Below are 9558 nucleotides of genomic sequence, written 5' to 3'. Positions count from 1 at the left end.
CTTGAGGCAGCCAGGCGGCTGAAGATGGAGGTTGTACCAGAGGGTGGCTCTACGTTTTTTACCAATATGAATATGATTGCCGATGGCCATACCGGCATCGAACACGGCATCCCCGTAGCCCCGGTTTATAAAGATGTGATCTCGTTCTGGAACAATACCAAGGTTGCCTATACGCCAACGCTTATCGTCAGCTACGGCAGTCAGTGGGGCGAAAACTACTGGTATGACCGCACCAATGTATGGGAAAACGAAAGGCTCATGGCCTTTACGCCCCGCCCCATCATAGATGAGCGCTCCAGGAGAAGGACCACTTCCGAATACGGAGATTACGGCCATATTGATGTATCCAAAGCCGTAAAGCAGATTGCCGAGGGCGGCACAAAAGTAAACCTTGGCGCACATGGTCAGATCCAGGGACTCGGAGCGCATTGGGAACTCTGGATGCTGGTACAAGGCGGCATGACTCCCTTGCAGGCCATTCGCTGCGCCACTTTAAACGGAGCATCTTACCTGGGGATGAATTATGAAATCGGTTCATTGGAAGCAGGAAAACTGGCAGACCTGGTGGTCATGGATGCCAATCCGCTGGACGATATCCGGAACTCGGAAAAGATCAGATACGTGATGGTTAACGGCCGCATATACGACAGCCTGTCCATGAACGAAATTGGCGGCCGTGAAAAACTGAGAAGCAAACTCTGGTTTGAAACCGGTAAAGGCATGCTCTACAGCTTTCCCAGCGGAGAGTCTGGCGGTGATTCAGAAACCTGGACCTTTACTGTTCCGCATTGTGATTAAAGATTTGGCAAGAGGGCTATTGTCCCTCAGCCAATTGTTTGATGAGCTTTAATGCGTTGTCCCATTGCGGGTTCAGGCTTTTGATATAATGATCAGACAAAGGGCCGGATTCTACTGTAAAAGTGGTTTTGCCCTCATGTTCAGACAATAGGTAGTGTTCCTGGTATTCCCCTGTTTCCGCATCGTCGGCTGCATTCTCATCATCAAAATACATCAGCTTGAGCAGTTTTGAGGGGTAGCTCACTTCTACTTTTCCTTTGATCAGGTTCTGGCCTTCGGCACTTTTCCAGGTAACTATTGCACCCTCGGTCCAGTCAGATTCAACCACAGTTCCTTCTTCAAAAGCGGTAGCCCATTTTTTTATAAGTTCCTTACTGGTCAGTGTGTTCCAGACTTTATCGTCGGAGGAGTTGATCTCTATGGTTTTTTTAATCCATCCCTCAAGATCCGGGTTATTGATAATTTCGTTGTCCATAATCTAAAACTAATGCTAATCTGGTATAGAAACGTTTCAGGCCCAAATTAGTTTTCAGTATATCTATGGCTTCTGCGTGGTATGTGTGTCTAATGTGTCGCTAATTTTAATTAAGCTTTGGTTAAGGTTTGAGTAAGATTTGATTAAGGGTTGGTTAAGGTATAGCTTAGTCAACTCTTAGGCAAGAGATATTTAAGTCTTGTCTTTTTCATCATAAAATTTAACCGCAGTATAGACGCATATCAGGATCACTGAACTGCATGCTCTGAAGGATATAAAAAAGAAATTATAAGTTTTGGGCGATCACGAAGCCGCTGGCCCAGGCCCACTGGAAATTATAACCGCCCAGCCAACCGGTTACATCTACACACTCTCCTCCAAAAAACAGACCACTGATTTTTTTGCATTCCAGGGTCTTGGATGACAGTTCAGCGGTATCTATACCGCCGCGCATCACTTCGGCCTTGTCATAGCCTTTGTCGCCGGCAGGCTTTACCTTAAATAAGTGAATGGTTTGATGAATGTTTTCCAGATCAGCTTTGGTAAGCGAAGCGACCTGCTTTTCAACAGGGAGAAACTTGGCCAGCGCATCTGTAAATTTCTTGGGGTAAATGCGACCCAAAAAAGTAGACAACAGCAGTTTTCCATTAGCTCTTCTTTCCTGTTCGAGCAGATCTGTAATATTTTGACGGGGAAGCAGGTTGATGTTGATCTCCTCACCCCTTCGCCAAAACGAAGAGATCTGAAGGATTGCAGGGCCGCTCAGTCCCCAATGGGTAAACAGGATGTTCTCTTCAAAAGAAATACGGTCGTTGCTGACTTCGCAAAAAACACTGTTACCGGATAGCTGCGCATACCAGTCTTCATCTTTTCCCGTGATGGTCAGTGGCACCAGGGCCGGTGCGGTTTCTATAATATTCAATCCATGCCGCCTGGCAAAACGCAGTGCAAAATCGGTAGCACCCATTTTGGGTATCGGCAGTCCGCCCGCGGCAATCACCAGTTTAGGTGCTTTAAGCTCCCTGGATTTGCCATTCTTCGCATAGCTGACAGTAAAGATTTCCCCGTTGTTTTCAACACCCGAGACGTCTGCGCCGCAGATGATCTGCTGGTCAAAGTCTGAACACAAAGAGGTAAACACCCCGACCACGTCCCTGGCATTTTTACCATCCGGAAACAATTGGCCCAGGGTCTTTTCCATGCCGGTAATGCCGTAAGTTTCAAAAAAACCGACGGTATCTTCTACCGTCCATTGTGTAAAAGCCGATTTACTAAAATGTTTGTTATTGGAAATGAACTGTTCATCGGTAGCATACAGATTGGTATAATTGCACCTGCCACCCCCGGAGATGAGGATCTTGGCTCCCGGTTTTTCCCCCTTTTCCAGCAGGATCACTTTTTTACCAAGATAGCCTGCCTGTACCGCACACATCAAACCGCAAGCTCCTGCACCAATAATTATCGCATCTGCATCCATCAATCCTCTAGTATTTTTACGGCAATCCGTTTATATTGTTATTTTTGTGCAAAATAAGCATAACTTTTTCATATAGATATGGCAAAACAAATTAGTGATTTGAAATTGGGCGTATTGGGTGGCGGACAACTAGGCAGGATGCTGATCCAGGAAGCCATCAATTACAATCTGACCACTTTGATTTTAGATCCGGATAATGATGCTCCCTGCAAACACATTGCGAATTATTTTGAATGCGGTTCCATTACAGATTTTGATACGGTTTATAATTTTGGTAAAAAGGCCGATATCATTACCATAGAGATAGAAAAAGTAAACATTGAGGCGCTGGACCAACTGGAAAAAGAAGGCAAACAGGTTTACCCCCAGAGCAGGGTGATCCGTCTGATCCAGGATAAAGGGGTGCAGAAACAATTCTTTAAAGAAAACAACATTCCTACCGCTCCCTTTCAACTGGTAAACACCAGGGAAGATATCAGAAACAGTCATTTCACTTTCCCTTATATTTTAAAGCAGCGCCGTGACGGTTATGACGGCAAAGGCGTGATGAAAATCAATAGTGCCGCAGATATAGAAAATGCTTTTGACGCACCCTGCCTGATCGAGGAGCTGGTCGATTTTGAAAAGGAAATCGCAGTGATCGTAGCCAGAAATCCAAATGGCGATGTAAAAACATTCCCGATGGTGGAAATGGAATTTAACGCAGAAGCCAATCTGGTAGAGTTCCTGATCTCTCCCTCAACCTATCCGGATGCCATTCAGCAAAAAGCCGAGGTCATTGCCAAAAACATTGCGTCTTCGCTGAACATTACCGGATTGCTGGCCGTGGAGATGTTCATCACCCGTGATGGCAACATCCTGGTCAATGAACTGGCGCCAAGACCGCACAACAGTGGCCACCACACCATAGAAGGCAATTATGTTTCCCAGTTTGAGCAGCACCTGAGGGCCATATTTAACCTTCCCCTGGGCGATACCCGCTCCATCAACAATGCGGTAATGATCAACCTGCTGGGTGAAAAAGGCCATGATGGCGTGGCCAAATACAGCGGACTGGAAAAGGTCATGGCCATTGACGGGGTATACGTACATTTATATGGTAAAAAATATACCAAGCCCTTCCGCAAAATGGGCCACATCACGGTGGTGGACCAAAACCGCGAGAGCGCGATAGAAAAAGCGAATTATATTAAAAATACATTAAAAGTAATATCCTGATGAGTGTACAAGTAGGCATTATAATGGGCAGCAAATCTGATCTTCACATCATGCAGGATGCCGCCGATGTTTTCAAAGAGTTTGGTGTTGAATTTGAAATGACTGTGGTTTCTGCGCACAGAACTCCGGAAAGAATGTTTGATTATGCCAAACAGGCTGCAGGAAGGGGATTGAAGGTCATCATTGCCGGTGCCGGAGGTGCAGCGCACCTTCCTGGTATGGTCGCGTCAATTACAGTCCTGCCGGTTATCGGCGTTCCCGTTAAATCATCTAATTCTATTGACGGGTGGGATTCTATACTTTCCATATTACAGATGCCAAACGGCATTCCTGTGGCTACTGTGGCACTGAATGCGGCGAAAAATGCAGGTTTACTGGCCGTACAGATCTTATCTACCGCAGATGCTTCATTGGCTGCTAAAATGCAGGAATACAAAGATGAGCTGAGAAAGAAAGTTGAGGAAAGTGCTGCTGACCTGGGAGGATAGTTTATTCAAGCAATTATCAGGTCCATCATTGCTATGATGTTATGCTATCATTTTTCAAGATTATTGTGCAGTCGTCATTGCGAGGTACGAAGCAATCTTATATCGCGGGGATTGCTTCGTGCCTCGCAATGACGGCCGAAAAAATCAATTCAAATTCGGATCACTGGGGAATTTGCTGACATGGGCATATTTTGGCCCCAGGTTCACGATCACTTCCCTCCAGACCTCTCCTTCATCGTTAGAAAAAACAATATCCGGATGGTACTGGTCTGATACGATCCAGGTATTTTCCACCAACTCGTTTTTCAGCTGCTGATCAGACCAGCCTGAATAGCCGATAAAAAATTTGATCTCACTTTGATCGATACTTCCGGTACCGATCAGGACTTTGAGCGCTTCAAAATTGCCGCCCCAGTAAATGCCCTTTGCAATCTCTTCCCCATCATTTAGCTTGTCGTAGCAGCGATGAATAAAATGTATGGTATCCGTAGCAACAGGACCACCAATGTATACCGGAAAATCTGAATCCCCAAGTTCGGGAATCAGGTCTTTGAGCAATAATGCACTGGGATGGTTCAAGATAAAACCTATGGTACCTTCTTCGTGGTGCTGGGTAAGCAGTACTACTGAGCGTTGAAAATTAGGGTCCATTAAAAATGGCTCGGAGATCAATAATTTACCTGAGGATGGCGCGATTCGGCTTAACATTTCGGAAATTTAAAAAAAATAAATAAACTAACCCTATTTTTGTACATGGAGCTTACGAAAGAAAACATACAAAACTTACGCCAAGATTATCTTGCAGCAGAACTCGCTGAACAGGACGTAGACCACAACCCTATTGTTCAGTTTCAAAACTGGTTTAAGAATGCAATTGATGCGCAGCTGTATGAGCCTAATGTAATGACACTCGCTACATCTGACCGGTTTGGCAGGCCATCAGCAAGAATTGTGCTGTTAAAGGGGGTCGACAATGACGGCTTTGTTTTCTTTACCAATTATGAGAGCAGCAAGGGACAGCACCTGCTGGAAAACCCGCAGGCCGCACTGGTCTTTTTCTGGGCGGAGCTGCAGCGTCAGGTCAGGGTTGAAGGCGTGGTAAGCAAAGTTGCAGAGGAGGTTTCTGATGCGTATTTCCATTCGCGCCCCGCTGGCAGCCAGATAGGCGCGCTGGCTTCTCCGCAAAGTAAGATCATCAGCGACAGGTCTTTACTGGACAACAAAGTAACGGAACTGACCGCACAGTATGCCAGCCAGGAAATTCCGCGTCCGCTGAACTGGGGCGGCTACCTGGTGGAACCTACAAAAATAGAGTTTTGGCAGGGCAGGTCAAGCAGGCTGCACGACAGAATTGTTTATGACCTTATAGATGGTTCATGGATAATCAATAGATTAGCACCATGAAAAACATCGCAGTTATTGGTTCCGGCACTATGGGCAATGGTATAGCCCATACATTTGCACAATTTGGATATCAGGTAAGTCTCATCGATGTCAGTGACAATGCGCTGTCAAAGGCACTGGCTACTATCAGCAAAAACCTGGACAGACAAGTAACAAAAGGCACTTTGTCTGAAAGCGAAAAAGAAACCACACTGGCAAATATTACGATTTTCACAGATTTGCAGACGGGTGTAGCCGGGGCTGAGCTGATTGTGGAAGCCGCTTCGGAAAACCTGGAACTGAAACTGAAGATCTTTAAAGACCTTGATCATTTTGCCGGACCGGGGGCCATACTGGCCAGCAATACTTCGTCTATTTCCATTACCCGCATTGCATCGGTGACCAGCCGCGGCGATAAAGTGATCGGGATGCATTTCATGAACCCGGTTCCTGTCATGAAACTGGTAGAGGTGATCAGGGGCTATGCTACGAGTGATGAAACGACTGCCATGGTCATGGACCTGTCTTTAAAGCTTGACAAGACACCAGTGGAAGTAAATGATTATCCGGGTTTTGTGGCCAACAGGATCCTGATGCCAATGATCAATGAAGCCATATATTCCCTGTACGAAGGGGTAGCTGGTGTCGAAGAAATTGATACAGTCATGAAACTGGGTATGGCCCATCCTATGGGACCGCTCCAGCTCGCCGATTTTATCGGCCTCGATGTTTGCCTGGCGATATTGCGGGTATTGCAGGAGGGTTTTGGGAATCCGAAATATGCGCCATGTCCGCTCCTGGTCAATATGGTTGCTGCAGGTAAAAGAGGTGTAAAATCAGGTGAGGGATTTTACAATTATGCAAAGGGCGTTAAGGAGGCAGTAGTAGCGGCCAAGTTTGCAACGAATTAGACAATAAAACTTAACTTTACGCTATGAACGAAAATCTTGACCCTTCTTCTGAAAGCTTATCCCCTGTTGAACGTGATATAGAAAGAGTATTGCGTCCGCAGGCCTTTGAAGATTTTACAGGTCAGGAAAAGATAATGGAAAACCTCAGGATTTTTGTAAAGGCAGCGAAACTGCGTGGTGAACCGCTGGATCATGTGTTGTTACATGGCCCTCCGGGATTGGGAAAAACCACCCTTTCTTATATCATTGCCAATGAAATGAGCGTGGGTATAAAAGTAACCTCAGGCCCTGTGCTGGACAAGCCGGGTGACCTTGCAGGCTTGCTCACTAACCTCGATACCGGTGATATATTATTTATAGATGAGATCCACAGGCTAAGTCCCCTGGTTGAGGAATACCTGTATTCTGCTATGGAGGATTTTAAGATCGATATCATGCTGGAAAGCGGACCAAATGCCCGTTCCGTACAGATCAGTCTCAACCCTTTCACTTTAGTGGGCGCGACTACAAGATCAGGTTTGCTGACAGCTCCGTTAAGGGCAAGATTTGGCATCAACTCCCGTTTGGCTTATTATGATGCCAAATTGCTGACCACGATTGTACTGAGGTCATCAGAGATCCTGAAAACACCGATCACCGATGAGGGAGCTTACGAAATTGCCAGGAGAAGCCGAGGTACGCCCCGTATCGCCAATGCTTTATTGAGAAGGACCAGGGATTTCGCCCAGATCAAAGGCAATGGACAGATCGATACAGAAATTGCAAGATATGCGCTGAATGCGCTCAATGTGGATGAGCATGGCCTGGATGAAATGGACAATAAGATCCTCACCACGATCATTGACAAATTCAAAGGTGGCCCGGTTGGCCTCAAAACCATTGCTACTGCAGTTGGTGATGACGAAGGCACAATTGAAGAAGTGTATGAGCCCTTCCTGATCCAGGAAGGTTTTCTGATGCGTACTTCCAGGGGAAGGGAAGCCACTGAGGCAGCATACAAGCATTTAAAGAGGAATTTCCCCGGGCAAACAGGGAAATTGTTTTAAGCGAAGTTTAAATTGAGAATCGTTTCTGGTTCAGAAACCACTAGCTTTGGACCATTATGAATATAGAAACCAGAAAGCTGACTTTAGAAGATTATGATGATCTGAAAGAATCCATGCTGCAGGCGTATGACACGCTTGGCGGGCAAATATGGAGCAAAGGCACAATCCAAAAGCTATTGAAATTATTTCCTGAAGGGCAATTGTGTATTGCGATAGATGATAAAGTGGTAGCCTGTTCATTGTCGATCATCGTAGATTATGATGAGTATGGCGACAAACATACCTACCAGCACATCACTGGTGATTATTCTTTTTCTACGCATGACCGCAACGGGGATATCCTCTACGGTATAGAGATATTTGTTCATCCTGAATTTCGGGGGCTGCGCCTGGGAAGGCGCCTTTATGAAGCCAGAAAGGAGCTTTGCGAAAGCCTTAACCTGAAAAGCATCATCGCCGGGGGAAGAATACCGGGTTACCATGAGCATGCAGACAAATTGAGTCCGCGTCAGTACATCGATAAGGTGAAGGCAAAAGAATTGTACGATCCTACACTTACGTTTCAGCTGTCAAACGATTTTCACGTCAGGAAGGTACTCAAGAATTATTTGCCGGGAGACCACGAATCAAAGGAATTTGCCACGCTGATTGAATGGAATAACATTTATTACCAGGGTGTTGATGCTTCCGCAAGATCGGCAAAAACCATACGTATTGGTTTGGTACAATGGCAGATGCGCTTATTTCCGGATATCGATACCTTTTACGAGCAGGTAAAATTCTTTGTAGACGTGGTGAGCGGGTATAAATCTGATTTTATCATGTTTCCTGAATTCTTCAATACTCCCTTACTGGAACCTTACAATCATTTGCCGGAGATGGAGGCCATGCGTAAGCTGGCCGAGCTGACACCGGATATTGTAGAAAAGATCCAGTCTTTTGCCGTTTCGTATAATGTCAATGTGATCTCAGGCAGTATGCCTATACTGGAGAACAATAAATTGTACAATGCTACTTATTTATGCCACCGGAGCGGTAAAACTGAAGAGTACAGGAAAATCCACATCACGCCAAATGAGCAAAAGTATTACGGTATGGTTGGTGGCGATAAGGTACAGGTATTTGATACCGACTGCGGGAAGATCGGCATTCTGATCTGCTATGATGTGGAATTTCCGGAGCTGAGCCGGATCTATGCTGACCAGGGTATGCAGATCCTGTTTGTTCCTTTTTTAACGGATACGCAGAATGGCTACACAAGGGTAAGGCACTGTGCCCAGGCAAGGGCTATTGAAAATGAGTGCTATGTGGCGATCGCAGGCTGTGTCGGAAACTTACCGAGAGTCAATAACATGGACATACAATTTGCACAGTCAGCGGTTTTCACCCCTTCAGACTTTGCCTTCCCTACCAATGCCATAAAAGCAGAGGCGACTCCAAATACAGAAATGGTACTGGTCGTAGACGTGGATCTGCACCTTTTGGATGAACTGCATCATTTTGGTACGGTGAAAATTCTGAAGGACCGCAGAAAGGACCTTTATGAAATAAGGCTGCTGAAATAGGCGATTGATCTTTTATTGTGCGGAGGTGTTGTTCCTGAAAAAGATAAACCAGAGAATAAGTAAAACAACAACAATGATGGGAATGATCCATTTCATTGCCGGGCCTGCTCCCCTGTCGTTATATTCTTTGACGGCCTGCGGTGACGGTCCGGGATCGGCTTCATGTTTGGCATAGTCATGTTCAATCGGTTTATGTG

Annotated in this window: 11 protein-coding genes; 7 read left to right on the top strand and 4 right to left on the bottom strand. The window is 45.8% G+C overall.

The genetic code is table 11. The features are described 5' to 3' along the window. Window positions 1-798 (top strand): amidohydrolase family protein (locus VK541_RS01750; RefSeq protein ID WP_324366307.1); only part of this gene is annotated, 798 nt, incomplete at its 5' end. A 16-nt stretch (window positions 799-814) separates the two neighbouring features. Here VK541_RS01750 and VK541_RS01745 read toward each other — a convergent pair. Further along, on the bottom strand, window positions 815-1273 hold the full coding sequence (locus tag VK541_RS01745; protein ID WP_324366305.1) for an SRPBCC domain-containing protein: 459 nt from the start codon (window positions 1271-1273) through the stop codon (window positions 815-817). 286 nt (window positions 1274-1559) lie between these two features. Beyond that, window positions 1560-2750: an aminoacetone oxidase family FAD-binding enzyme gene (locus tag VK541_RS01740; RefSeq protein ID WP_324366303.1), complete on the bottom strand. Its 1191-nt coding sequence runs from the start codon at window positions 2748-2750 to the stop codon at window positions 1560-1562. A 78-nt stretch (window positions 2751-2828) separates the two neighbouring features. On the opposite strand from VK541_RS01740, the gene VK541_RS01735 reads away from it, so the two are divergent. After that, window positions 2829-3968 (top strand): 5-(carboxyamino)imidazole ribonucleotide synthase, encoded by a 1140-nt coding sequence (locus VK541_RS01735; RefSeq protein WP_324366301.1) that lies wholly within the window; start codon window positions 2829-2831, stop codon window positions 3966-3968. After that, window positions 3968-4456: a 5-(carboxyamino)imidazole ribonucleotide mutase gene (gene purE, locus VK541_RS01730; RefSeq protein ID WP_324366299.1), complete on the top strand. Its 489-nt coding sequence runs from the start codon at window positions 3968-3970 to the stop codon at window positions 4454-4456. Before VK541_RS01735 ends, purE begins: the two co-directional genes overlap by 1 nt. Before the next feature lie 144 nt (window positions 4457-4600). On the opposite strand, the gene VK541_RS01725 is transcribed toward purE, so the two are convergent. After that, window positions 4601-5164, bottom strand: coding sequence for a YqgE/AlgH family protein (locus VK541_RS01725; RefSeq protein WP_324366297.1), 564 nt, complete (start codon window positions 5162-5164; stop codon window positions 4601-4603). A gap of 45 nt (window positions 5165-5209) precedes the next feature. On the opposite strand from VK541_RS01725, the gene pdxH reads away from it, so the two are divergent. From pdxH to VK541_RS01705, 4 genes are read left to right on the top strand one after another with little or no spacing between them, the layout of a single operon-like run. After that, window positions 5210-5860, top strand: coding sequence for a pyridoxamine 5'-phosphate oxidase (gene pdxH, locus VK541_RS01720; RefSeq protein WP_324366295.1), 651 nt, complete (start codon window positions 5210-5212; stop codon window positions 5858-5860). Further along, window positions 5857-6750: a 3-hydroxybutyryl-CoA dehydrogenase gene (locus VK541_RS01715; protein ID WP_324366293.1), complete on the top strand. Its 894-nt coding sequence runs from the start codon at window positions 5857-5859 to the stop codon at window positions 6748-6750. The genes pdxH and VK541_RS01715 overlap by 4 nt, the downstream gene beginning before the upstream one ends. Before the next feature lie 23 nt (window positions 6751-6773). Beyond that, complete coding sequence (ruvB, locus tag VK541_RS01710; RefSeq protein WP_324366291.1) at window positions 6774-7796, top strand: Holliday junction branch migration DNA helicase RuvB; 1023 nt, start codon at window positions 6774-6776, stop codon at window positions 7794-7796. A 56-nt stretch (window positions 7797-7852) separates the two neighbouring features. Next, window positions 7853-9361 (top strand): bifunctional GNAT family N-acetyltransferase/carbon-nitrogen hydrolase family protein, encoded by a 1509-nt coding sequence (locus VK541_RS01705; RefSeq protein WP_324366289.1) that lies wholly within the window; start codon window positions 7853-7855, stop codon window positions 9359-9361. Between the two features lie 12 nt (window positions 9362-9373). Here the strand turns inward: VK541_RS01705 and VK541_RS01700 are convergent. After that, a partial coding sequence (locus VK541_RS01700; protein ID WP_324366287.1) for a hypothetical protein occupies window positions 9374-9558 on the bottom strand: 185 nt, incomplete at its 5' end.

It is taken from the genome of Pedobacter sp. (genome assembly GCF_035317785.1).
Classification (GTDB): domain Bacteria; phylum Bacteroidota; class Bacteroidia; order Sphingobacteriales; family Sphingobacteriaceae; genus Pedobacter.
This window is presented reverse-complemented; position numbering and strand designations above follow the sequence as displayed.